Here is a 25,370-nt window from a genome sequence, read left to right as displayed (position 1 = left end):
CGCGGATCAGTGAAACCGTCCGTCAGAAAACAAACTCAAGACCAGCATACCAAGTGCGCCCAGAAGCCGGTTCATAGTACCGATCATTACTGGCGTTAATACGAACATTGGCAAAGTGCTCCTTATCGCCGAGATTGTGCACGCCCGCAAATCCTTTCAACAGATAACTCCTTTCGGCGTAAAACGTATTGCCACCCCGAAAGTTGATCAGCCAGTAGTCATCGACCTTGGTTTCATTGGCATCGTCGGCGAAAATGTCTCCGATATAACGGACCTCGAGGGTGGTAAACGCGCCCCCCAAGCCTTGCCAAGTGAGTTGGTTTGACCAAACCTGCTCAGGTAGGCCGGGTAACCGATTTCCATCATAACTAGTGGCACTCGAACGGTACGTATCAAACTCGTAGCTAGCCAACGTGAGTGCTGTTTCTGCGCGCCAGCTCGGAGAAATTAGCCAATCGGCCGCAGCCTCAACACCTTTGCGTGTCGTGTTACCGGCATTACGATAGAAGGTCCGGTCATCCAGCCCTGACAATTCATAGGGGATCAGTTCATCGCGGACATCTACCCAGAACAGAGTTATGTCGTAATGGACGCCGTTGTCAAAGCTGCCTCGCAGCCCTATTTCATGATTCAGCGATTTTTGCGGTTCAGCTGCTGGGTTAAGCCCACCCACTCCAGACGGGTTTGCAAACTCCGAGAAAGTGGGGGTTTCGTAAGCACTGCTGATATTGGCATAGGCTTGGTGGGATTTAAGGTAGCGGTAACTCAAACCTGAAGAGCCACTCCATTCACGTAGGGTGCGACCGCCGCTTTGGTCTCCGTCGGTGGTGAAATCATCATCGACTTTGAGATGTACCCGATCGAAACGACCACCCACTGATAGGGTTAGCTGCTCGGATAGGCTCACATCTCCTTGTGCGAAGGCACCCAAAGCCGTGGCGGTTTGCAGTTCATCGGCGGTTCGCCCTTGCAGCTCTCCTCCGAAGCTCATGCCTCTGCGGATACGATCATCCCGTTGTTTTCGGGCTTCTAGGCCGGCGACATAGCGAAAAGGCAACCCGGAGATCAAAAGCGACTCTCGGTAATCGGCCCTTACCCCATAATAATCCCTATCGTAATCAATTCGACTGTCACCGGGGTAGGGCAGTTGCTGTTCAAAGTTCCTGCGGAGGTAAAAGGTATTCGCGCGGAATTCGCCTGGCCCCGCAGAAAGATTCTGATAATGGAGGCTAATTACTTGTTGATCAACGGATTGCCCAGCGTGGTAAGCCTCAGTAAAGCGCCCAGCCTGAGATCGGTCTTCTTCAACCTGCTGAGCGGTCAGCGCGCCCGGGTCTTCTGAACGTGGGTTGTCTAGGAGGTTGATAATGGCGGCCATCGAGCGATCGTTTCCGAGCTCTCGACGCAGTTTGGCATTCAGAAGGTATTTTTCAACCTTAGCGTTCTCGCGATATCCCTCATAGTTAAGTGCTGAACCGTTGATGCTGTGAGACCAGGGGCCATTGTTCTGGCTGTTTTTCAGCGAGACCTTGCCAAAGCGATCGCTGCCGCCCGTAACTCGCAGAGATGTTTCATTGGGTCTCCGTCGACCATCTGATGTGGTTACACTGATAACGCCACCGGCTGCGTTGCCATACAGAGCTGAGGCCGGGCCGCGGATAACTTCGATGCGCTCGGCGCTGTCTAGGTCAATCGTATCCAGCTGGGCCTGCCCATCCGGCAGAGTATACGGGATGCCATCTACTACAACCGTAATGCCCCGAACCCCAAAAGGTGCTCGCGCTCCAAACCCCCGTATGGCTATACGTTCTCCTTGTGCGAAGTTCTCCTTGTTCTGCAGAAAAAGACCCGGAACCATAGCAAGGGTTTCATCAAGCTTTAGCTTGGGTTGGCCTTTATGAATCGTATCTGGCTGAACGACCGAGATGGCTGCCGGTGTTTGGTACAAAGTACGCTCCATCACCGGCGCAGTCACCACTATTTCGGCAGGTGTTTGTGCATAGGCCGTCATGGTGAAAGGTAACATGATAAGTCCACTCAACAAGCGAAAGGTCAATTTGTAGTTATTCATAAATGTCGTCTTGGGAGGGTGTTTGACAGTGTAAACCAGTGGCTCGTAGATCGAAGCCCCGGTATCCGTACCCCGGGGCCTCACGCTCTCAATTTTCCTAAAGGGCCATAAAAACCGATTTGGTTTCTAGATAGGAGTCCAGAGACTGTTTGCCCATATCGCGGCCAACTCCAGAAAGTTTGTAGCCTCCAAATGGCACGTTTGCGTCAAGCATATTGTGCCCATTGACCCAGACCGTGCCGGCCTTAAGTCTTGGGATTATACGTTGCACTTGTGAGAGATCGTTTGACCAGATACTGGCTGCCAAGCCATAGCGGCTGTCATTGGCGCGGAGAACTACATCGTCCACATCATCAAAGGGGATTGCTACCAGTACTGGGCCAAATATTTCCTCTTTGGCGATAACCAGGCTGTCATCTTCACTGGTGAAAATGGTTGGTTTGACGTAATAGCCCTTGCGATCAGCCCTCTTGCCGCCAGTTACCAAGCGGGCACCTTCCTCGCGTCCTTTCTCAATGAAATGGCAGACCCTATCTAGCTGTACCTGAGACACTAGCGGCCCCATTTCCGTAGCAGGGTCGAGGCCCGACCCCATTGGAATGGTCTCGGCTAGCTCCGCGAGCCGATTCACAACCACATCAAAGATGCTTCGGTGCACGTATAAGCGTGAGCCCGCGCTACAGGTTTGCCCGTGATTAAAAAATATGGCTGTCGCTGCACCTTGTGCCGCTTTTTCAGGATCACAGTCCCCCAAGACAATCATTGGTGACTTACCGCCTAACTCCAGAGTGACGCGGGCCATATTGTCCATGGCGGCGCGGCCGATGACCTGTCCTACCTGTGTTGACCCCGTGAAGCTGATTTTGTTGATGCCCGGGTGCTTGGTCAAAGCCGAACCGGCATTTTGCCCATCACCCGTGACGATGTTGACGACACCTTCAGGAAAGTTGGCCTCTTCAATAAGCTCCCCTAAATACAGGGCAGAAAGAGATGTTTGCTCTGCGGGCTTAAGAACCACGGTACAGCCGGCTGCAAGTGCTGGGGCGAGTTTCCAGCACGCCATCAGAAAGGGGAAATTCCACGGTATGATGGCGGCCACAACGCCAACTGGCTCCCGCCGAGTGTAGGCAAAAAAGTCGGCTTCGGGTGGCGCAAAAGGCACAGATACATCCAAAGTGGACCCTTCAATTTTGGTAGTCCAGCCCGCCATGTAGCGGAAAAACTCCAGTCCTAAACCGATATCGACTGCCTGAGCAATGGCGGCAGATTTGCCATTGTCGATGGCTTCCAGTTCGGCGATTACTCGAGCGTCACGCTCAATCAGATCGGCCAACTTTAAAAGCAAATTTTGCCGGGTGGAAGGGCGCATCCGCGCCCAAGTACCATGTTCCAACGCGTTTTTTGCACACTCTACAGCGTTATCAACATCCTCTGCGTGGGCAGAAGGTATGCTTCCAATCACCGCTTCATCGGCCGGGTTGACGATCTGTAGGCGCTCGCCATTCAGCGCATCAACCCATTGTCCGCCTATCAACATGCGGTGTTTTTGGCGATCTAGAAATGCACGTGTCTTTTGTTGGGTACTTGCTACTTCGTTTGTCATAGTGTTCATTGAAAATTCCTCGATTCATTGGCTTTTAGGGCGAATTGCGTCAGCGGTACCTTGGATAAAGGCCTTTATTTTCTCGACATCGGCCTCGCTCAGCCTGCCCGTGAAGTCAGGCATTCCTTTGGATACAAATGGACCGTTAAAAACAAAGGCTCCTAGGTTTTCAATAACAGCACTATTGACGTAACCCAGGTTCGGAATGTTGCCGCCTTTATCCACCCCGGGGACGCCGTGGCAAAACACGCAGTTACTGACGTAAAGCCCGGTGCCTTCCTCGACAAACTCCGGATTGTATTTGACGCCGGATATCAATGAACCCAACTGATATTTGGTGAACTCAGGCATTTCCGCATCACCATTCAGGGCAAATGTATAAACGGTGCCGGGAGTCTTTAGGTCCGAGCCTCGCTGAGATTGGCCGTAGACGCCGCCCCAGCCCGCTGCAATAGAGATATATTGGGTGCCATCCACTTCATAAGTGACCGGAGCTGCGATCACACCGGTCCCCATAGGAGACTCCCATAACGGCTTGCCTGTTTGAGCGTTAAACGCCATTAATCGAGCATCTGCAGTACCTTGAAAGACCAGGTTGCCCGCGGTAGAAAGCGCGCCACCGTTCCACGGAGAGGCATGCTCGTAACGCCAGGCCTCCTCTTGTTTAACAGGATCCCAAGCTGTCAGGCGTCCGAATGGTTTGCTCGAAGGAGGGGCCTCGTTGATTCTCATGGCCGTATTCCAGCCAATACCACTCATGGGTTGTCCGGGCTCATTGCTGTCTATATTTAGCCAGGTGGGGTCTTCGGATAATGTCACTGGAATGTTCTGAGACGGGAAGTAGGCTAGCCCTGTGTCAGAATTAAACGACATTGAGTGCCAGTTGTGTCCGCCAAAGGGGCCCGGGATCGCATCAAACGGTTTGTCAGTAGCCCGCGCGTCAGGTGCCTCGATAGGTCGTCCGTTGCTGTCGTACCCTACTGCCCAGTTCACATCGACGAAATTCTTGGCGGATATAAACTCCCCGTTGGTCCGGTCGACCACGAAAAAGAATCCGTTTTTAGGCGCATGTATAATAACTTTTCGCTGTTCGCCCTCTATAACCAGATCTGTAAGTATCATGTCCTGCGCTGAGGTGTAGTCCCAGTTATCTCCCGGCGTTTCCTGGTAATGCCAAACATACTCGCCGGTATCGGGGTTTAGTGCGACGATAGAAGCTACGTAGAGGTTGTCTCCGCCTTTTGGACTGCGCTTTTTATGCGACCATGGAGCGCCATTACCTGTGCCGATGTACATAAGGTTTAGGTCTGGATCAAAGACCATTGAGTTCCAAACGGTGCCGCCACCACCGCTTTCCCAGTATTTGCCACTGGGGTCCCAGGTCTTTGCGGCTTTTTCCATAGCCTCGTTCTCAAAGGGCTTGTTTGGGTTCCCGGGTACGGTGAACCAGCGCCATTTTTGCTCTCCACTTTTGGCGTCGTATGCTGTTATATAGCCCCTTACACCGCGTTCTGCGCCGCCGTTTCCGATGATTACATTGCCTTTAAACACCCGTGGTGCCCCTGTCAGCGTGTAACCAATTTCCTTGTCAATCAGCGTATTTTTTTCCCAGACTTTTTTGCCTGTTTTTGCGTCGACGGCGACCAGTCTCCCATCAAGTGCCGCAACATAGACATTGCCTTCGTATAAGGCGACACCTCTGTTGACCACGTCACAGCAGGCCTCGTAGGCTTTTTCGCGAGGAACTTCCGGATCGAACGTCCATAGCTTTTTACCGTTTTTGGCATCAACTGCATGCACCACGCTCCAGGATGCGGTGACATACATCACACCGTCGACAACCAAGGGGGTCGCTTCAATCCCGCGACTTGATTGCAGGTCGTAGGTCCAGGCGAGCCCCAGTTTATCGACATTATCGGCTGTAATTTGGGAGAGGGGACTGTAGCGTGTTTCTGAGTAATCGAAACCGTGAGCCGGCCAATCTTTGCCTGTTTTGGCGTTTTCTAAGATGTAGCGTTCATTGACTTGGTCAATGCGATTGGCAGCGATTGCATGAGCGCTAGTAAACCCTAGGCTCACCACCAGGGCCAATCGGAGGGCATGGGGTATTATAAGGATTCCGGAGCCGTTTTTTATAAATGTCATCTCAATGTCCTTTATCTTTGTTATTTCTGCTTCTAGCCATTCAGAAGGCTTTGAGAACACGAAGGTTGATTCGATGCTGTTCTTTAAACCCGTTGTCTACTGAAAGGTCTGTCCCATAATTTGCCATTAACTGTAAGCCTGGCGTCGCGGACCAAGCCGTACCCACGGTTATCTTTGTGTGTGATATCCGGTTGTCCTGATCGGTACCGTTCACAGATGTTTCGCCTCCTAGTGTGTGAGAAACTCCTGCGCGAAAATCCAATTGTGAAGACAGGTGATAACGAAGAAACCCTTGGAATTGATAAGAAGGGTCCTGTTCTAGGGTTGCGTTAGTCGATCCAAACTTATCGTTGTCACCATAAACCGTAACGTCAGCGGCCAGATCTAGTGAGATCTTAGGGGTAATCCCGTTAACGTAGCCGGCTTGCAAGGCATATTTCCAACGATTCTCTCCAAGGTTTAAAGCGTCAGTTCGGTCATAGCTTCCAGTGGGGAGGTAGAGGAAAGGAGTAATACCGAAATAGGTGTTACTTTCAGGTTTGTTTACCAGCCAGACTGTGGCGGCTAAGATCAGATCACCTACGCCACTGGCATCGCCTAGGCCAGATGTGTCGTCCTTGCCTCCAAGCTTTCCTACCGGTAGAAGGAACTGAGGGTCTACGGTGTAACCTCCGATTTCAGTAAAGTGGACGCCCCGAAGAATACCGATATGTGAATCGAGCCTAGCATTGATAGGGGCTTTATCGCCGTCTGAGTAGAGGGAGTCCCGAGTAGCGAACTGGTAGTAGCCCATTGCTAGATTAGTGCCCGGCGGGAGCGCAGTGTAGTCTCCCGCATCGATATCAACGGCGTTGGCATTGCCTGAAGAGAGCAGCAAAGAGGCTATGGTAGCAGTAGCTAGGCATAGGAAACGCTGCTTTGAGGACGCTGGGGTTATTTTTCCAAAGCTTGACATAAATGGCATAGTGCAGATTCCTTATTGATTTTGTTGGTACCGCAGACGTGTCTAAGCAGAGCTCGTGCCAAGTAAACTGAAATATAAATAGACCGATGAAACAGAGGGTTACGGATCAATAGAAATACATAAAGGCCCAGGGAAGGAAAAACTGGATCGTTTTAATACACACCATCCGGTCAGGTGAATAAAAATAAAACAGCTTGGTGGAGGAAGTATGGAGGTACATAATTTCGATCAAGATACCCGGGTTCAGCAAGCACGGGAGCTTTTTGATGCGGGCCTTGAGGTGCCGTCTCAGTGGGTGCGGGATGAGGTTATGCGATCCTGGTTGCGCTCTAGAGAGCACGGCCTTTCTCCTGTCGATCAGGTTTTACGAAAGACCTTGTCGCTCAATGAATTACCTTATTTGCACGATCAGCACCGAGATCTTCTGTGTTATGTAGAACCGGAAATGCGAAATTTGTTTCGGTCTTGGGGGGCAGCTGGCTGGGTCTTTGCCTGTCTGGAAAGAGAAGGTCGGAGTATTAAGTATTTTGGAAAGGAAAGCCTGCTGGGAACATCGTTAAGCTCGGGGCTCGATCTTTCTGAGCAAGTTGCGGGTACTAATGGCCCTGGCTGTGCTTTGCTCGAACACAGGCCTTCAGTCGTGTGTGGTGATGAGCATTTTTTGCATGAATTTCGAGATCTTGCTTGCGTTGCTGTCCCCATTTTTGACCCGGCAGGAATGGTGATCGGGGCCCTGAATGCGACTAAGCACTACGATGGTCGTCCTGTAGGGATACTCGAGTCCGTTGCTTTGGCGAGCAGAGCTGTTGAAAACCGGATGGTAGGAGATTTGTCTGGTGCTTGGGTGCTTGCGATTCACTATCTTCCAGAGCTAACCGGTTCGCCGATGCGAGGTCTGATTCATTTCTGTGCAGATGGTGAAGTGTTGGGGGCAAACCCCACTGCTCGGCAGATGCTGGAACTGGACATTCTTGAGCAGAACGGGGGAGCGGTGACGTTCAGAGATTTGTTCTCTTGCAGTCTTGATGAGGTAAGGCGTTCGCAACGTAGTCCAATTAAGGTGGCATGCCACAATGGATCAGAACTGTTTTTGAAGGCCGAAACAGTGCCCGAAGTATCCTCACCTGTTCACGCCCAAGTTGTGTTGGAACGCGCATCAGCAACAGCACCGTCTCCATTTTTTGCAGAGGTTTCCCTGCGTCCTCTTTTTGAAAAGGCACGCCGTGCTTTCATGCATCGTGTGCCGATGTTGATTAGCGGTGAAACGGGAACAGGAAAGGAGGTGCTTGCCCGTTGGTTACACTCGCAGGGCCCTTCCCCTAAAGGTGCCTTTGTGGCTGTAAATTGCTCAGCTATCCCAGCAGGCTTAATTGAATCTGAGCTATTTGGCTACGCCGACGGAGCGTTCACCGGTGCTCGCCGTGGGGGCGCCAAAGGCAAGTTCGAAGAGGCCTGCGGAGGGACGCTGTTTCTTGATGAGATTGGAGACATGCCGGTGGAGTTTCAAGCACGCTTGTTACGTGTACTGCAGGAGCGAACGGTAACTCGGCTGGGGGAAGAAAAAACTCGTGAAGTCTGCTTTTCTTTGATTTGCGCTACCCACCGGAATCTGGATGACCTAATGGAGCAAGGGAGCTTTCGCGATGATCTTTACTATCGGGTGAATGGCCTGAAGGTAACGTTGCCGCCATTAAGAGAGCGTGAAGATCTAGATGGGTTGATCGATCATTTGCTGGCGATCGCCGCATCACCAGATAGACCATCGATATTGTCTCCGGAAGCCCGCAACCTGTTAAGAAATTATCCCTGGAAAGGAAACATTCGAGAGCTGGAGCAGGCACTAAAGTTAGGGCAGGCGCTGGCTAATAACGGTTTTATTGAAGTGGATCACCTGCCTGAAGCAGTCAAAGCGAATCGATTTACCGCGTTAGCGCCAGCAATGCCTCCGAAATCGGGAAGCTTATTGGCGAATGCCGAACGCGAGGCTGTGTGTGCGGCGCTCGAAAAATGCAGTGACAATATTAGTGCTGCGGCGCGAGAGTTGGGAATAACCCGAGCAACGCTGTACCGGAAAATAAAACGGTTTGGGCTTTAAATGGATTCAGACCAAAACAATTGCCATGGCAGATAAAGCTGAACACGTGAACACGCAGAGAATCAACGGCCTAAAGTCCAAGAGATTGTGTTCAGCAAATTCAGTAAGCTCTTTGAGTCAATAATTGTTTGTGCTTTGAAATCCGAACCACCCCACCGAGGTTAAGATGTCCCATTGCGTCAATCTTGAATACGTTCAGCATACAGCGACTATTACCATTAGCCGCCCCTCGCAGCTCAATTCCTTGTCTGAAGAAGCCTTTCTTGAGCTCAGGCAAGTGCTTCGTGAGCTGCATGACAATCAAGACGTACGAGTGGTGATATTGAAGGGTGATGGCAAGGTATTCTGTGCGGGGGGGGATATTGATTTCTTCGCAGAACTGGTTGACCTCCCTTCTTCCGAACGGTCTGAACAAGCGCGCCAATACGTTAGCTTAGCTCATGAAGTTATGGCGCTTTTTGCATCACTGCGTGTTCCGTTGCTGGTGGCTGTGCAAGGCGCGGCCGCAGGCTTTGGTCTTAGCCTGTGTTGCGTCGCCGATATAGTGGTTGCGGCTCGTGGGAGCCGATTCGTACCGGCCTACCTTGGTCTTGGCGTGACACCTGATGGCGGGCTGTCTTACAGCCTATCCCGTTTGATTGGAGAGCGGCGAGCATCAGATGTGCTTTTGACTAACCGTAGCTTTGATGCTGAGCAGGCCGAGAGTTGGGGGCTTGTTACGAGGTTGGTTGACGCAAATGAGTTAGAAGAAGATGTCAGCCAAGTGGCGAAACAACTGGTTGCAGGGCCGAGTATTGCTTCAGCAAATACTCTGCGGTTGTTGCATGCTCAGCGTAATTTCGATGAATTTTATGAAACTCTGGCAGCGGAGTTAGATAGCTTTTCCGATTGTGTTAATGCCGATGACTTCGTAGAAGGGGTTAGGGCTTTCATCGAACGGCGCTCCCCCAGTTTTTAGGGCTAGATGAATGAGCAGTTTCATGGGATGTGCGGCCTTGTAACGAAATAGGCCAGTCGTTGTTGTTAACGGTGATGAATCGGGTCGATGAGCGATGATCAAAAATTACGGCATCCTTTTGCTGCCAGAGTTTAGTAATCTTTGTTTTTCCAATCTTATTGAGCCTATTCGCGCCGCAAATGATCTGTCGGACCGGCCTGTTGCTAAGTGGCATTTATTCTCGGTTGATGGCCAAAGCGTATCAAGTACCAGTGGACTGACTTTTCCTGTTACTAAAAGTATTGCCGACATTCCCAGCATAGCACCGTTGGACGTGCTCTTTGTACTTGCCAGCTATAACTATGAGTCTTATGTCACGGCGGATTTGGTTAAGAGCCTCCGGAAACTTAAACCCTATGCCGTTCAAATTGCGGGTATGGATGCTGGTGCTTTTGCGCTTGCTAAAGCGGGCTTGCTGAGTGGTTATCGGGCTACGATTCATTGGGCAGAGCTAGAGGTGTTTCATGAGCGCTTTCCCGACATCAAAGTGTGTGCCGACCGTTATGTGATTGATAGAGACAGGATTACGACAGGTGGGGCGAGCACCTCTATGGACCTCATCTTGGAGTTGATACGCCAGCATCACGGCGAGCAATTAGCCCTTGCGGTAGCTGAGTACCTTATATTCGATATTGAGCAGCCGGGCAGCAAACAACAGAGAGAGTATGCCTCTACCTGGCTTAGCGTTCGAGCGCCGCGATTGGCGAAAGCCGTGAGAATTATGGAAGCCAATATTGAACAGCCAATTGCGATCTCGGATTTGGCTTCAAAGGTAGGAACTTCGCAACGTCAGCTCGAGCGAGAATTTCATGAAATATTTAAAACAACACCGGCCCGGCATTACATTGAGTTGCGCATAGCCGCAGCACAGCGTTTATTGCGGGAAACCAGTCTCGGAATAACTCAGATAGCGGTGCGTTGTGGGTTTAGTTCTTCTGCAGCTCTGACACGAAATTACCGATCGGTATATAGCTGCACTCCGTCGAATGACCGTAAATCTCACCGGGCGCGTGCAGGTGCGTCTATTCAGGCATAAAAAAAGCCCCCGAAGGGGCAAAGGTTAAGGCATATTTCTGTTTAGTATGTACTAAGCGCTGATCAGTTTGGCTAGGCGTCCCTGAACAATTTCGTAAGCATCTGAGACTATTCGTTTTACCAAAACGTCCACGGTTGGGATGTCGTAAATCAGGCCTTGTGACATACCTGCCCACCAAATGCCGTGTTCCATGTCGCCGGTTTCTAGAACTTTTGCACCTCGTTTACCGGACACTAATTCCGCTATATCCGAAAATTCGGTGTCCTTCTTTTGCTCAATGCTGACAACTTCTTCAGCCACCGAGTTTCGGTAGACTCGGGCCGTGTTACGGAACTTACGGAAAATCAGCTGAGTATCTAACTCGCTGCCTTCGAGAAGTTTGTCTTTGAGGTTCTGGTGCACAGGTGCTTCTACAGTTCCTAAAAAACGGGTGCCCATGCTGACGGCTTCCGCTCCCATGGCCAGAGCCGCCGCTAGCCCCCGGCCATCGCTGAACCCACCACAGGCTATAACCGGGATGTCCAAAGTATCAACGGTGCGAGGTAGTAGAACGAGAGAAGGGATGTCATCTTCGCCTGGATGACCCGCAGCCTCAAATCCATCAATGATGACCGCATCGCAGCCGACTTCTTGTGCTTTCAGCGCATGGCGCACAGATGTGCACTTGTGGGCCACTTTTATTCCCGCTTCCTTAAATGCGGCCATGAACGGTTTGGGACTGCGCCCTGCGGTTTCGACGATCTTCACGCCAGAATCAATGATGACCTGAGCATACTCTTCGTACGGAGGAGGTGTAATGCTCGGTAAGATCGTTAGGTTCACTCCGAAAGGTTTGTTCGTCATCGCCTGGGTTCGAGTAATTTCCTCAGCCAGCGCCGCAGGGGTGGGCTGGGTGAGGGCGCTGAGAAATCCCAACCCTCCGGCATTGGCCACAGCTGCAACCAACTCTGCAGTTGAGACCCGTTGCATTCCGCCCTGAATAACTGGGTACTCAATACCGAAAAGTTCGGTTATTCGAGTCTTAAACATAGCTCTCTGCTCCTACTGCTGAGTTACGGTTGGCTTCGACATTAATGTGCACGTTGCCCGTCATTGTTTGCTCAATGCTTGGGGTAAGCATGGGGTAGTCCGCCTTCAACCAATTTAAAAGTGAGAAGAAGGACATGCACATCACTACCAGAAGCGGTACGCCGACAACGAGACTCGCTGTTTTAATAGGCTCAAGGCCACCCGCATTCATAAGAACCAGTCCAGCACCCCCTAACGCAATCGCCCAGAAAAAACGGTTGGCAACGTTTGGCTCAACGCCTTCACGGAGGTTATAGGAAGTGACGGAGGCCAAAACATACGCTGAGGAATCGACCGTTGTGCCTGAATAGACGAAGCCAACTACGATGAACAGGATGAGGATGACGTCATAAAATGGCAGCTGCTCTAACGTGCCCAAAATGGCAGCCGAAGGACTTTCGTTGGCAATTGTTTCGAGTACCGGGAAAGCACCCGTTAGTTCAGCGTTCATAGAGGTGCTGCCAAAGAGTACGAAGAACAACATGCACCCGGCGCTGCCCGCCGACAAAACAGTCAGGCCAATGTCTCTGAAGGTACGGCCACGAGAAATCCGTGCAATGAAAATGCCCATATAGGGGCCCATCGCTACCCACCAAGCCCAGTAGAAAATCGTCCACCACTGCGGGAACATGCTGTTAGCAATTGGATCTGTGTAGAACGCCATATGGGCGAACTCGGTGACCATCAGGCCGAGACTGTTGGTAAAGCTGTTCAACATAAAGAAGGTTGGACCACCAACAAACACTAGGATGCACAGAATGGTCAGCGCATACATGTTGAGCCGACTTAGACGCTGGATGCCTTTCTTAAGGCCGAGCACGACGGATGTGACGAAGATCGCCACCCATACAAGGACAACCGCGATATCGACTTTGAACGTGTGCTCAATATCCAATTGACGGCTAACGGCCTCTGCGAGCATCGGTGTACCCGACGCGAGTACTGTGCCGATACCGCCAACTAGACCGAATACCATCAGGATATCGATGACCTTACCTGCGAGGCCATTGGCATGCTTGTCGCCAAGAAGCCCTGAACAGGCAGCACTTAGTCGCAGCTGAGATTTTTTCCGGTTGTAGAAAGCGTATCCGATAGGGAAGGCCGTCAAACAATAGAACGCCCAGGCAAGCGGTCCCCAATGGAACATGCCGTACATTGCAGCGTAATCTGCGGCAAGATCACTTTTAGGCTCCAACCCGAAAGGAGGCGCCGTAAAATAATAAGTCCACTCAATCGAAGACCAAAAGATCAGTGAGGTGCCAATGCCTGAGCAGAAAAACATTGTGATCCAGCTTAGGCGCGAGAATTCAGGGCGTGCGTCGGGCCCGCCAAGGCGTACTTGACTATAGCGCCCTAGCGATAACCATAACACTGCACCAAAAAAGAACGCGCCAGCCCAGATATAGGCAAAGCCGAATTGGTTGGTAACAAAATCAAATGCGACCTTGATACCTGCTAGCGCCTGATCTTCAAAGACAATCATCCCAAGGATGACTGCTGAAACGATTAGGCAAGAAGGCCAGAAGATGTGCTTATCTATCGGAGCATCTTTGGGGCGGGTAGCCCCTGCAATATTGTTGTTCATTGTTCAATGCCTTTGTTTTGATCTGTTTTATTGTTGGAAGATCTTTTTGGGCAATATCTTTTACTGTGCCTGATTCCGCAGCAGGTCTTTTGAAATAATGTGGCGCTGAATCTCAGAAGTGCCTTCCCAAATCCGTTCAATGCGGGCGTTTCGCCACAATCGCTCTACAGGTGTTTCATTCATCAGCCCCATGCCACCGAAGATCTGCACGGCTTCGTCTGTGACTCGACCAAGCATTTCACTCGCGAACAATTTTGCTATACCTGCATCTGAATCGGTCATAGTACCTTGGTCCATCTTCCAGGCAGCATGAAGCGTTAACAGCTCTGCGGCGCGAATCTCTGTTGCCATATCCGCAAGCTTGAACGAAACGCCCTGATTTCTTCCTATGGCTTTTCCGAATTGCTTGCGATCTGCTGCCCACTGGACGGCCATGTCCATGGCACGCTGCGCTTGTCCCACACAGTTTGCGGCCACCATGACGCGTCCCGCTGTCAGCCAAGTGTTGGCGACTTCCCAGCCTTTGCCCACTTCACCCAGCACCTTGGACTTGTGTACACGGCAATCATCAAAGAACAGCTCATATTGCTCGTAACCGCGGTTGCTGACGCAAATCGGGCCGCGGCGGCATTCAAAGCCAGCTGTGCCTTTGTCGACTAGGAATGCCGTCACCTGATTACGTGGGCGTGATGAGGAGTTATCAACCCCTGTGACCGCAAATACAATGGCAAAGTCAGCTTCACCGGCGTGGCTTATAAAGTGTTTGCTTCCGTTAATAACATACTCATCACCGTCTTCTCGTGCGCGAGTGGTGATGCCTGCAGCGTCCGAACCGGCGCCTGGCTCTGTAAGTGCAAAGCAGTCCGATTTTTCGCCGCGTACGCATGGCATTAGGTAATCATTGATTTGGTCGTCTCGACAGGCCATCAAGATATTGCTTGGACGAGCTACGTTTACGTGAAGCGCCCACGAAACTTTCGATAGTTCCCGCTCAATAAGTGCTTGGCTAACGTGATCAATTCCGAGCCCACCAACAGATTCAGGCAGGTTGAAAGCGTAAAGGCCTGCATCAAGGGCTTTGGATCGGATGGTTGCTGCTAGTTCAGGGCTTACAAAGCCACGTTCCTCAACTTCGTTTTCATAAGGCAGCAGCTCTTTTTCCACAAACGTGGATACGGTCTGCACCAGCATGTTCTGTTCTTCAGTCAGTTGAAAATCCATAACGTTTCTCCGATTAGAATATTGTTATTGTCCGGTCCACTCTGGAGAGCGTCCCTCGAGAAAAGCTTTGGCGCCTTCCTGCGCATCACTGCTTTCAAGCATGGCCATAAACGCCGGCCACTCTTTCGAGCGAAGGGCGGCGTAACTTTCACTGAATGTAAGCCCCTCAGTCAGTTCAGCGGCTTCTTTTATGGCTGCCAGCGATAGCGGAGCGGCTTTGATGAGTTCCTCTGCAAGATCTCGTGCTGCGGCCATTGCTTGCCCCGCTGGCACAACATTGTTTACCAATCCCAGGTCGGCCAGCTCGTGGCCTGTATATCGACGGCCGGTCATTAAAATTTCCATGGCCTTTTGACGAGGCAAGAGTTTCGGTAGCAGGAAGGTTGCTACATCTGGCGCTACGCCAAGCTGGGATTCTGGAAGCCAGAATTGTGCGTTTTCAGCAGCGATCACAAAGTCGGAGCGCAGCAGCATTTCGAAACCCGCGCCGATCGCGTAGCCGTTAACGGCACAAATGACGGGTTTGTAGAGTTTTGGCATTTCGATGAAACCGCCAAAGCCACCTTCACCGAAGTCGCCGGTATACTCCTCACCGTCTGCTACTGAATTCAGGTCCCAGCCACCGCAAAAGAACTTCTCGCCCGCACCCGTCAGTATTGCGACGCGTAGGGATGGATCGTCTCGAAATTTGGCAAACAGTTTTCCCATCTCTCGGCTTAGGGCAGCGCTAACGGCATTGCCTTTTGGCTTATCTAAAGTGATTTCGAAAATTTCGCCATTATGTACAGCGTGTAAATAGTCAGACATTACGCTCTTCCTTTATTGTTCTGGGTGGATCTTGGTTGTTTATTTTTGAGCCCAACGAGGAGGGCGGCGCTCACCAAATGCTCTGGCACCTTCTATTGCGTCGTCGCTCTCCAGCATGGCCTTGAATGCTGGCCAGGTATTGCTCCGCAAACGTTGGTAGCAGTCAGAAAATGTAGTGGTTTCAGTTTCGTTAACGGTTTCTTTGATGGCTGCCAATGACAGTGGGGCGGAGGTGAGCAAGCGCTCTGCCAGTGCCCGAGCAGCCGTCATAAGCTCTGACCTAGGAACCACTTGGTTTACTAGGCCCCAGCTCGCCATCTGCTGGGCCGAATAGCGTCGACGAGTCATTAGGACCTCCATGGCGCGCTGGCGGGTGAACAGCTTGGGAAGCATAAAGGTCCCGATGTCCGGGGCAATTCCGATGCGCACTTCTGGCAACAAGAACTCGGTGTGCTCGGCGGCAACGACAAAGTCAGCACGGGTTAGCATTTCAAAACCAGCACCTACGGCCATGCCATTGACTGCACATATCACTGGCTTGTTGAGTGATTTCAATTCGGGGAAGCCGGCGAATCCGCCTTCGCCGAATTCACCGATGTACTCCTCGCCATCAGCAACTGCATTTAGGTCCCAGCCCGCAGAATAGAAGCGATCTCCCGCCCCCGTCATAATGGCAACACGAAGCTCGGGGTCATCGCGAAACTCAGCAAATACCCGGCTCAGTTCTTGGCTCAACGGGATATCAATGGTGTTTGCTTTAGGACGGTTCAGCGTGATTTCGAGCACCGCCCCACGACGTTCCAGTTCCAGGTAGTTGCTCATCACGCTGGCTCCTGATCGGCGGTCTCACGAACGGCTTGTTCTGCGTGAGGGAGTGCGGGTGCCTTGCGAATTAAGGCATCGGCAGCCACCACGCCTTGGCCTTTAGGTAGAACCATTAATGGGTTAACGTCTAATTCGATCAGCGAAGAAGCGTGTTCTTGGGCGTAGGCAGCGATCGCCATAACAGCATCAATGACAGCGTCAAGATCAGCTTCTTCTCGCCCGCGAAAGCCAAACAACAAGCTTGAGGTCTTAAGTGAGCGAAGGGCTGCCTCAATCTCAGATCGGCTGGTCGGTAATAAAAGCGGGCGACTGTCTTTAAGTAGCTCTACCATGATGCCACCGGCACCAACCACAAGATGCAACCCGAACTGCTCGTCGCGGCTAACTCCGACGATCAACTCGGTGACAGCGCCAGTTACCATCTTTTCGACAAGAACATCCTGAGCCAGCTGCCTCATTTCAGACACAGCTTCGGCAACAGACTGTGGGTTGGTTAAATTGAGGCGAACGCCGCCTACATCGGTTTTGTGAGCGATGCCCAGAGCTTTAATCACCACTGGGTACCCAAGTGCTTCAGCGGCTGCAATGCCTTCCTCTTCACTTTTAACAATGCGGGAGGGAGGGACTGCCAAACCGTGTTTGGCAAGCGCTGTTTTTGCGCTCGCTTCATTAATAATAATCTGCTCACCCGAAAAACATGTTGGTACACTCTGCAGTATTAGTTCCGTTGTCGAATTGCGTGCCCAGAGTTGGCCGATGCGGGCTGCTGCCTCGATGGCCGGAACCGCGGCCTGGATACCGTTTAGAGGGACGATACCTCTCTCCATCAAACGAAGTGCCAGCGCTTCAGGCAGGTTGTCTGAAACAGTTGACATCACTGCCGTTGGGTACTGAGTACTAATGCTGGCTTCAATGAAAGCGTGCTCGGCACTTTGCCAGTCAGACGCATCGCATCGATCTTCGCGAGGAAGGTCGAGCATGCTAATAGCCAGGTCGAAGCCATCGTTCATAAACGCTTCATAGGTGATCTGCAGTCGTTCTTGGTTACCCCAGTCGAACAACTGGTAATCCAGAGGGTTGACAACCGCCATGCGCTCGTGAACTACTTGTTTCAGCGCTATCGCACCGCTGTCAGATAGGGGCGCCAGAGATAGCTCTGTTTCGCTTATAGCATCTGCCAGGATTGTCATGTCTCCGCCGGAGGTGCTCATTGCACCAATACGGGCGCCGCGAAGGGGGCCGTGCACATGTAGCAGCTTCAACGTTTCAATTAGTGTCTCCAAAGAGTTAACCCTGGCTACGCCTGAGCGTTCGAACAAGGCATCGATCAGTTCGTCGGAACCACTGAGCGCAGCGGTGTGCGACATTACAACTTGGCTGGCTACTTCTGAGTGGCCGGACTTCAGGGCGACAATTGGCTTACCAAACTGACGCGCTACTTCAGCTGCTTCCTGGAATGCTCGAGGATCGGTAATACCCTCGACGTATAAGCCAATTGCAGTGACTTCTTCTTGTTGGGCAAAGGTGGTGATCGCGTCTTGGAGGTCAAACTTGAGGCGGTTGCCCAGAGACACAAGGTAAGAGATTGGCAGGCCGCGCCGTTGCATTGTGAGATTGAAGGCGATGTTACTCGACATGGTAATGAGAGCGACGCCTCGATCTACCTGTCGACCGCCTTGTTGGTCAGGCCACATCATTGCTCCCTGAATATAGTTCAGGAACCCATAACAGTTAGGCCCGAGCAACGGCATATTTCCGGCTGCCTTTAAAAGTTGCTGCTCAAGTTCCTTACCATCCTCACCAGACTCAGAGAACCCTGTGGCGTAGCACACCACACCACCTGCATCCCGAGCTGCTAGTTCCGCAACAATCTGGATGCTCAGGTTGCGATTAACAGCGATATAAGCCGCGTCCGGGCTGCTAGGTAGCTCAGCAACCGAGCGGTATGTTTTACGCCCGGAAATTTCGGCATGCTTTGGGTGAACCGGCCAGATTTCTCCGGTAAACCCCAGGGCTTCGCACTGTTCAATAACTTTTTTTGCTTCACGCCCACCAAACACAGCGATGGATTTTGGGTGTAAGAAACGTGCAGATAACATGAGGATTCATCACTCCGGCTTGGGGTTTTTGTTTTTGCTAATTTTCGCCATTACTCAGGTAGAAACTTCTGGAGCTCAATTGCTCCTTGAGATATCTGCCTGGTACATGGCCTAGTGTTACCCACAAGGTGAGACGACCAATTTCTAAAAATCGACAGAAAAAGGCCATAAATCGACATTGTTGATCTTGGCCCTTGAAGAGATTCGCCGTTTTGGGCTGATCTAGAAGTACTTGGAGATGCTCCCTCCTGTACTGGGAGTTCTAGTGTTCCCAAGCTCATTCCAGGCCGTGCAATTGTTGTAAACGTCCCGCCAAAAGCTATATTTTTAAAAGCAGGGGAGAGTGGCGCATGGGTCAGGGTAATGTTCAGGACTTGGACACCAGCTTGCCGGAACACAGCGAAGGCATCCGGGTAGACCGGGCGCTGCTTGCGGCTACCACGCCCTACGTTGAACAGTCTTCGGCGACGAGCTGGCGGCATGTTGGAACTGCTTTTTTGTTGATGATTACTACCCTGACAGCCGCGGGGGGCATCGCGTGGTGGCCTTTGCGACTGGCGTTTTCAGTGCTGGGCGCCCTGTTGATGGTGCGGGTGTTCATCACCTTCCATGACTACCTGCATGGTGGCATTCTCAAGGAATCCCGGGCCGCTCATTGGTTTTTTCATACTTATGGGGCTTTTGCCCTGACGCCGACTCGATCCTGGCTAGCCAGTCATAATTATCATCACGGCCACGTGGGTCAGATTTCAGACGCCGGTGTGGGCGCTTTTCCGCTTTTGACCACCGAAGTGTGGCAGTCCTCAACCCGGTGGCAACGCTTTGCCTATCGAGCCCAGCGGCACCCCCTGGTGGTGCTGTTGAGCTACCCGATAGTCTTCGGTTTGAACATTACGCTCTTACCGCTGCTACGGGCACCCGCGAAACACAGCGATTCTCTGGTAGCGCTGATCTGCCATTCGAGTTGTTTGCGGATGAACCGGGTTATGCAGTGGTTTACCGGAAATATTGGCTACCATCATATTCACCATCTCAACGTACGAATTCCTTTTTACCGCCTGCCGGAAGTGATGGCGGCCATTCCCGAGCTGCAATCACCCTTGATCACAACGCTTGCACCCAGGGACATTGCAGATTGCTTCCGGTACGCCCTTTGGGACGAAGAAAAGCAACGAATGGTGACCTATCGGGAGGCTCGAGCATCGTCATAATGCTCAACTTGGCATGGGTAGATCGGAAGCTAAAGAGGTTGAATCCGGGAGGTTCCATTGTATCGGAACCTCCAGTTTGAGTTGGATGCTGGTGAGGTCAGTTTTAGGGAATCAGGACGATTTTCTCAGAGCTACCTTCGCTCACTTTGCGGTAGGCCGCGATGGCTTCTGAGAGCGGCATTTCTGTAAAGTGATCAGGAATCGGCAAGTCGCCGTCAAACACTTCAGCTATTTGCTCCAGCATCCGAGCGCAATCCTCCACGCTGTATAGCAATGAATTGATGCCAACAATGGAGCCACCCCGGCGGTATAAGTTGAGGGATGACAGGCTAGCCATGCCATCTGTCGGTGCGGCAATAACGGCAATTCGCCCGAACGTGTCAACGGTGTTAACGGCCGCGGCTAACCAGAAGCCTGTGGTATCGAAGATCACTTCGGGTAAATTCCCTCCAAAGTTTTCTTTCGCCTGTTCCGGCAGTTGATCGTTATCCTTCAGCGTTAGGGCGTTTATGCCTTCGGCTTTAAGGTTCTCGACAACCTCGGGGCGCCGTGCGGCGGCGACAACCTCAGCACCTTTCGCTTTGGCTAATGATTGAGCTGCTTTGGCCACTGCACCTGCGCCAATAATTAAAAACCGTGTGCCCGCTTTTACTTGGCTACGCTCGAGCGCGTCCCATGCTGTGATAAAAGGAACACCGAACGTTGCTGCTTGAGCAAAGGTGAGTGATTCTGGCATAAGGGCAACAGCGTTGGCCGGCACTGCTACATACTGCGAATGGCAACCATCTTGATAAAAACCGAAGCCTTTACCCGTTCCACCCCAAACCGATTTTCCTTGGAGCTCGGCGGGCCCATCCACTATAACGCCGGCAAAGTCACGCCCTGGAATGACCGGTGGTTTGGTATAAGGGAATCGACCGAGGACATTCTTGATGTCACTCGGGTTGACTCCGGTAGCCCGAACTTCAACCAGAACTTCACCGTCCTTAGGCACGGGTTTCGGGAGATCTTGCATTTGTAGTGCATCGAGAGTGCCGGTTGCTGTTAACTGTAGTGCTTGCATGGTGGACCTCAGGCTGTATCGGTAAGTGCAGAGCGTGTAGGCGCGATGTTAGGTGAATCGCCTTTGCTCATCATCGTGCCGCTGTATCTGGTCAGTGGCGTTGTTTGAGGCGAGTAATATAGTGAGTAAGTTTCGTTGAGAATAGCGGAACGATTCGATGTGAACGATCAGGAAAACTGAATAATTTGAGGGAAGAAGGCATCCATGCCTGTTTTTCAGGGGCGCTCCGGTGTTACCGGATTGGTAGCCAATATCTTCTTAAGAAAATCCTGGGTGCGGGGATCTTTAGGGTTCTGGAAAATCTCGCTGGGAGGCCCTTGCTCAACAATGCGGCCGCCTTCCACAAAAATAACGCGGTCCGCCACGTCCCGGGCAAAAGACATCTCATGGGTGACCACCAGCATGGTCTGACGTTCCGCTGCGAGCTGTTTCATTAACCCCAGTACTTCCTCCACCCACTCGGGGTCCAGAGAGGATGTAGGCTCATCAAACAGGATCACTTCCGCGCCTGCAGCCATAGCACGGCCAATGGCCACTCGCTGTTGCTGGCCACCCGACATGGAGGCTGGGTAGGCACCAGCCTTGTCGCCCAAGCCGATCTTATTCAAAATTTCGTGAGCTTTGCGATGCGCTTTTTCTTTAGGCCACTTATCGACCACCAGCAGGCGTTCTGCGATGTTCTGCAGTGCGGTCTTGTTGGCGAACAAGGCATAGTTTTGGAATACGAACGCGGTTTGCCTTCGCATCGCGAGAATGTCTGCCCGGCTGGCGCGTTTGACATCGACCGTGAGGTCAGCAACCGAGATGGTTCCGGAGGTGGGCTGTTCAAGAAAATTGATGCAGCGAAGTAGGGTAGACTTGCCGGTTCCAGAGGGGCCGATGATGACCACAATCTCGCCTTTTTCGATGGTTAGGTCGATCTTGTCGAGAACTACGGTATCGCCAAAATGTTTGCTCAGTGAGGCTAGTTTGATCATCGGTTATAGGCCTTGTTCAGGCGTGTTTCCAGATAGTTTTGGAGCTTGGACAGGATTTCAACCACGATCCAGTACATGATGGCGGCGACAATGAACGCCTCGAAGTAGAGGAAGCTTCCGGCCGCCTCTTTTTGCGTCGCTCCCATCAATTCGGTAACACCTAGCGTGAAAGCGAGAGATGTGGCTTTGATCATGTCGATGAAATAGTTCATCAGTGTTGGCAGGGCCACTCGGGTAGCTTGGGGTAGCACGATTCTGCGCATCAGCTGACCGTTAGTCATGCCGATGGATAAGGCGGCTTCGGTTTGGCTGCGATCGACTCCCACGATAGCGGCTCGAATGGATTCGGCCATGTAGGCCGCAAAGTGCATGGTCAGGCCCATGATGGTGGCGGTGATGCCATCGATTACGGTTAGTGCGCTGAACAGTTGTGGCAGCCCGTAATAGAACAGGAACAGCTGCACAAGTAACGGTGTGCCCCGGAAGAAGGAGATGAATACGATCGTTAGCTGATTAAGGACTGGAATGCGCAGTACCCGGACAACGGCAAACAGGCATGCGAGGATCAGCGCGAACACCATCCCGATGCCTGCCAGCTGTAGAGTGAGGGGTAGGTACCTAAGTAGAACAGGTACCAAGCCTAGCATGTACTCGACGTTCAGCACGTCCATAATGAGTCAGTCCTCGATAAGCCCCTCAAGGCTGAGTAATGTCGGTGCCGAACCATTTTTCGGAAATGTTAGCCAGTGTGCCGTTTTCACGTAGGGTAGCCATGGCTTTGTTCACTTCGTCACGCAGTGCGCGCCCGGCTTCGTTGCCGTGGAACGGGTAGGCGTTTTTGATTTGGGAGAATGTGGGGCCTGCCAGTTCGAGGGGTAGGGGCTTCTCTTTAATAATCTGGCTGGCACTCACGCGATCCATCACGAAAGCATCAACACGGCCCAAGGCCGTATCTCGTTCAAGGTTGCTTTCATAGGTTTTGATGTTGATCTGGTCGGCGTAAGGCAGTTCTTTAAGAAGGGCTTCAAAATTGGAGCCCAGGTTCACTGCAACGGTTTTCCCCTTAAGGTCCTCAACCGATTGAACCTCAGCGTTGCCTTTCTTGGTGACCACCTGTGCGCCGTCATAAACGTAGGGGTCGCTGAAGACATAGGCCTTCTGTCTTTCTTCTGTGATGGTGATCTGGTTAGCAACGGTGTCGATGCGCCCGGATTGAAGCATCCCAAACAGGCCGGAGAAGTTCGCCGTTTCGTATTGGATTTCTCGACCCATCTCTTCGCCTAGGGCGTTCATGACATCAACCTCAAAGCCTTTAAGCTCGTCCTGTTCGACAAACGTGAAAGGGAAGTACTGACCGGACATTCCGACTCTCAAGGGACCGTCTTGCGCTAGCAATGGGGTGCTCGCGAGTAATGAAATGGCTAGCAATATGTTAGGCAATAGCGTTTTCATAAAATCTCCTTGCGGCCTGATGCAAGTGCTTTCTACCCGCAAATGGTTGTCAGAAGCGATTGGGGTGAACTTTAACAGCAACGTAATAGCTGGTACACCGGGATTCGGCGGACCAACAATAGAAGGATAGACTGCGCTTGCTATTGAGGGGAGAATGAATGCGTTACAGTGGTGATTATCTGATGTTATCAGGCAGGTGCGCTGGCAGCGCTCGAATTTGCGAGACTGGGAGCGCTTTCGAAAAAAAGTAGCCCTGCAAGGTATCGCAATTAAGCCCCAGAAGGTGTTGGCGGTGCTCCGCGGTTTCGATGCCTTCGGCAACGACTTCCAGCTCCAATCGGTGGGCCATGGTGATAACACCTTCTACGATCGCTGCATTTACATTGCTGGTGTCGATATGTCTGATAAAGGTCTGATCTATCTTTATCTTGTTGATGGGAAATCGGTGCAGGTATGCGAGGTTTGAATAGCCCGTGCCGAAATCATCGATCGCCACCTTGACACCAAGGGCTCGAAGATTGCGGAGTCGCTCGACAGATTTGTCGGTGTCGCACATTAGAGAGCTTTCGGTAACCTCGAGCTCCAGGTATTGAGAGCTGAGGCCACTGACGTTAAGAATGTGTTTAATCTCTTCAATGAACCCGTTTCGCCCGAAGTGTGCAGGGGAAATATTAACTGCAATGGATAAGGGATGTTTGCGGCCGGAATTTAAGTTTCGGATATCTTTGCATGCTCGACGAAGCACCCAACGTTCGATATCAATGATTTGTCCTGTCTTTTCGGCAAGCGAAATAAATTCTTGTGGTGACATCAGTCCGCGACTGGGGTGCTGCCATCTGACGAGCGCTTCCAGTGACTTTATTTCTCCGGTTTGCGCATTGACCAGTGGTTGGTAGTGGAGCACAAGTCCATTATCGTCAATGGCATCCGCAAGATCACGGCGAAGCGAAACATGCTCTAGCACGACTGAATTTGAATCATCAGAATACCAGCCCCAGGTGTTTCGCCCTTGTGTTTTGGCATCTGTTACCGCTATACAGGCGCGCTGAATCAGTGTTGCGCTAGAGGGGGGCGCTGTATGACGAAAGGCGATGCCGATGCTGGCGGTTACCTGGAGTACGTGTTGATCGATAACAAAAGGGCAGGAGAGCAGATACAAATAGCCTTCTGCAATTTGTAGTGCGATCTCTTCATTAGTAATGTTCGGTAATAGCACGCCAAATTCGTCTCCGGCACAGCGCGCCAAAAAATCACCGTACTGGACCCCTTCCTTTAAGCGATTTGCTGCTGCCTGAAGTAAACGGTCTCCTATATTGTGGCCAAGATGCCTGTTCACGGAGCTGAAATCGTCGAGGTTGATAATCAAAACTGCAGAGAGCTGTTGATCACTCTGTTCGGTTTCACTAATCCGCTTTTCAAATGCCAAACGATTCGGTAGGCCTGTTAGGCTATCCACATTGCGCAGTGTTAGAGCGTTTATGGTCTGACTGGATAGGTCTTTCGCGATGCCATAAACGCTAGCAACGTGATGATCAACAATGGAAGGAATGAGAGTGATCTCGATCAGAGATTCACGACCGAGTTCTGTCGAATTGTCTATTTCAATTCGGGCTGACGTCCCTTGTAGTGCTAGCCGAAGGGAATCACGGGTGTCGTCAGTGTGCTCGGGGCCGACCAGCTCTTCAAAGTCCAGCCCTATAATACTGGCTTTTGTAGTGCCGAAAAGGTGTTCGAAATTATGATTGACCTCGATGAAGCAGCCATCCCGGTCGAGTTCAAAGACTGAATCCGGGTGAAGAGAGAGCAGCGACTGATAGCGTTGTGCATCTATATAGTTGCCCGGGGTGCTAATATGCTCAGGGCGATCGGCGTCGATAGGAGTCGTTGGCATGAGTTCACGGTAGATGGTTATATTTGTATTAGCAACGTATCATCTGAATGGACGTAACACCATCTTCCTCAGGGTAGTGCTCGTAGTTTTTGGTTGTTTTTTGCTCGCCCTGGGCATTAAATAATCGAAGTGGGATCAGTGAGTTGCGGGAAACCGAGATAAATGAAAAACTTTCGATAATACCTGTTGACAGGTTTCGAGAACGCTGTAGAATTCGCCCCACTGTTGAGCAACGAGACGCTCAAACGCTCTTTAAAAAG

19 protein-coding genes are annotated in these 25,370 nt (G+C 51.6%); 4 read left to right on the top strand and 15 right to left on the bottom strand.

Going from position 1 to position 25,370, the window contains the following annotated elements; all coding sequences use genetic code 11:
* Nucleotides 1-22: 22 nt before the first annotated feature.
* The 4 genes from ACNQ6O_RS05710 to ACNQ6O_RS05695 all read right to left on the bottom strand — a co-directional run bounded on the left by ACNQ6O_RS05710 (nucleotide 23) and on the right by ACNQ6O_RS05695 (nucleotide 6,783).
* On the bottom strand, nucleotides 23-2,071 hold the full coding sequence (locus ACNQ6O_RS05710; protein ID WP_418052295.1) for a TonB-dependent receptor family protein: 2,049 nt from the start codon (nucleotides 2,069-2,071) through the stop codon (nucleotides 23-25).
* Nucleotides 2,072-2,168: 97 nt separating this feature from the next.
* On the bottom strand, nucleotides 2,169-3,683 hold the full coding sequence (locus tag ACNQ6O_RS05705; protein WP_418052294.1) for an aldehyde dehydrogenase family protein: 1,515 nt from the start codon (nucleotides 3,681-3,683) through the stop codon (nucleotides 2,169-2,171).
* 15 nt (nucleotides 3,684-3,698) lie between these two features.
* A complete protein-coding gene (locus ACNQ6O_RS05700; RefSeq protein ID WP_114335952.1) occupies nucleotides 3,699-5,819 on the bottom strand; it encodes a PQQ-dependent dehydrogenase, methanol/ethanol family in 2,121 nt (706 codons plus the stop codon).
* Between the two features lie 40 nt (nucleotides 5,820-5,859).
* Nucleotides 5,860-6,783 carry a transporter gene (locus tag ACNQ6O_RS05695; RefSeq protein ID WP_418052293.1) on the bottom strand — a complete coding sequence of 308 codons (924 nt, stop codon included), beginning with the start codon at nucleotides 6,781-6,783 and terminating at the stop codon, nucleotides 5,860-5,862.
* Nucleotides 6,784-7,159: 376 nt separating this feature from the next.
* Between ACNQ6O_RS05695 and ACNQ6O_RS05690 the strand changes: the two genes are divergently transcribed.
* The 3 genes from ACNQ6O_RS05690 to ACNQ6O_RS05680 all read left to right on the top strand — a co-directional run bounded on the left by ACNQ6O_RS05690 (nucleotide 7,160) and on the right by ACNQ6O_RS05680 (nucleotide 10,911).
* Nucleotides 7,160-8,878, top strand: a complete 1,719-nt coding sequence (locus ACNQ6O_RS05690; protein WP_418052292.1) for a sigma-54-dependent Fis family transcriptional regulator — start codon at nucleotides 7,160-7,162, stop codon at nucleotides 8,876-8,878.
* A gap of 166 nt (nucleotides 8,879-9,044) precedes the next feature.
* Nucleotides 9,045-9,836 (top strand): enoyl-CoA hydratase/isomerase family protein, encoded by a 792-nt coding sequence (locus ACNQ6O_RS05685; protein ID WP_418052291.1) that lies wholly within the window; start codon nucleotides 9,045-9,047, stop codon nucleotides 9,834-9,836.
* Between the two features lie 94 nt (nucleotides 9,837-9,930).
* Nucleotides 9,931-10,911 (top strand): GlxA family transcriptional regulator, encoded by a 981-nt coding sequence (locus ACNQ6O_RS05680; protein WP_418052290.1) that lies wholly within the window; start codon nucleotides 9,931-9,933, stop codon nucleotides 10,909-10,911.
* A 51-nt stretch (nucleotides 10,912-10,962) separates the two neighbouring features.
* Here the strand turns inward: ACNQ6O_RS05680 and ACNQ6O_RS05675 are convergent, their stop codons facing one another.
* The 6 genes from ACNQ6O_RS05675 to ACNQ6O_RS05650 are packed head-to-tail and all read right to left on the bottom strand — an operon-like array spanning nucleotide 10,963 to nucleotide 18,516.
* Nucleotides 10,963-11,940 carry an NAD(P)H-dependent flavin oxidoreductase gene (locus ACNQ6O_RS05675; RefSeq protein WP_418052289.1) on the bottom strand — a complete coding sequence of 326 codons (978 nt, stop codon included), beginning with the start codon at nucleotides 11,938-11,940 and terminating at the stop codon, nucleotides 10,963-10,965.
* A complete protein-coding gene (locus ACNQ6O_RS05670; RefSeq protein WP_418052288.1) occupies nucleotides 11,933-13,564 on the bottom strand; it encodes a BCCT family transporter in 1,632 nt (543 codons plus the stop codon). Before ACNQ6O_RS05670 ends, ACNQ6O_RS05675 begins: the two co-directional genes overlap by 8 nt.
* A 60-nt stretch (nucleotides 13,565-13,624) precedes the next feature.
* Nucleotides 13,625-14,785, bottom strand: a complete 1,161-nt coding sequence (locus ACNQ6O_RS05665) for an acyl-CoA dehydrogenase family protein (protein WP_418052287.1) — start codon at nucleotides 14,783-14,785, stop codon at nucleotides 13,625-13,627.
* Nucleotides 14,786-14,809: 24 nt separating this feature from the next.
* Nucleotides 14,810-15,592, bottom strand: coding sequence for an enoyl-CoA hydratase-related protein (locus tag ACNQ6O_RS05660; protein WP_418052286.1), 783 nt, complete (start codon nucleotides 15,590-15,592; stop codon nucleotides 14,810-14,812).
* A gap of 39 nt (nucleotides 15,593-15,631) precedes the next feature.
* The gene (locus ACNQ6O_RS05655; protein ID WP_418052285.1) at nucleotides 15,632-16,414 is read right to left on the bottom strand and encodes an enoyl-CoA hydratase-related protein; all 783 of its coding nucleotides are present in this window, start codon (nucleotides 16,412-16,414) and stop codon (nucleotides 15,632-15,634) included.
* Complete coding sequence (locus ACNQ6O_RS05650; RefSeq protein WP_418052284.1) at nucleotides 16,414-18,516, bottom strand: acetate--CoA ligase family protein; 2,103 nt, start codon at nucleotides 18,514-18,516, stop codon at nucleotides 16,414-16,416. Before ACNQ6O_RS05650 ends, ACNQ6O_RS05655 begins: the two co-directional genes overlap by 1 nt.
* A gap of 350 nt (nucleotides 18,517-18,866) precedes the next feature.
* Between ACNQ6O_RS05650 and ACNQ6O_RS05645 the strand changes: the two genes are divergently transcribed.
* Entirely contained in the window at nucleotides 18,867-19,727 is an 861-nt protein-coding gene (locus tag ACNQ6O_RS05645) for a fatty acid desaturase family protein (protein WP_418052283.1), read from the top strand.
* 103 nt (nucleotides 19,728-19,830) lie between these two features.
* On the opposite strand, the gene ACNQ6O_RS05640 is transcribed toward ACNQ6O_RS05645, so the two are convergent.
* The 5 genes from ACNQ6O_RS05640 to ACNQ6O_RS05620 all read right to left on the bottom strand — a co-directional run bounded on the left by ACNQ6O_RS05640 (nucleotide 19,831) and on the right by ACNQ6O_RS05620 (nucleotide 25,110).
* Nucleotides 19,831-20,790 (bottom strand): quinone oxidoreductase family protein, encoded by a 960-nt coding sequence (locus tag ACNQ6O_RS05640; RefSeq protein ID WP_418052282.1) that lies wholly within the window; start codon nucleotides 20,788-20,790, stop codon nucleotides 19,831-19,833.
* Between the two features lie 215 nt (nucleotides 20,791-21,005).
* Nucleotides 21,006-21,767, bottom strand: a complete 762-nt coding sequence (locus ACNQ6O_RS05635) for an amino acid ABC transporter ATP-binding protein (protein ID WP_418052281.1) — start codon at nucleotides 21,765-21,767, stop codon at nucleotides 21,006-21,008.
* Nucleotides 21,764-22,438: an amino acid ABC transporter permease gene (locus ACNQ6O_RS05630; protein WP_418052280.1), complete on the bottom strand. Its 675-nt coding sequence runs from the start codon at nucleotides 22,436-22,438 to the stop codon at nucleotides 21,764-21,766. The genes ACNQ6O_RS05635 and ACNQ6O_RS05630 overlap by 4 nt, the downstream gene beginning before the upstream one ends.
* 25 nt (nucleotides 22,439-22,463) lie before the next feature.
* Nucleotides 22,464-23,219, bottom strand: a complete 756-nt coding sequence (locus ACNQ6O_RS05625; protein WP_418052279.1) for an amino acid ABC transporter substrate-binding protein — start codon at nucleotides 23,217-23,219, stop codon at nucleotides 22,464-22,466.
* 175 nt (nucleotides 23,220-23,394) lie between these two features.
* Nucleotides 23,395-25,110 carry a putative bifunctional diguanylate cyclase/phosphodiesterase gene (locus ACNQ6O_RS05620; protein ID WP_418052278.1) on the bottom strand — a complete coding sequence of 572 codons (1,716 nt, stop codon included), beginning with the start codon at nucleotides 25,108-25,110 and terminating at the stop codon, nucleotides 23,395-23,397.
* Nucleotides 25,111-25,370 lie beyond the last annotated feature (260 nt).

Source organism: Marinobacter sp. SBS5 (assembly GCF_048285575.1).
In the GTDB taxonomy this organism is placed as follows: Bacteria; Pseudomonadota; Gammaproteobacteria; order Pseudomonadales; family Oleiphilaceae; genus Marinobacter.
This window is presented reverse-complemented; position numbering and strand designations above follow the sequence as displayed.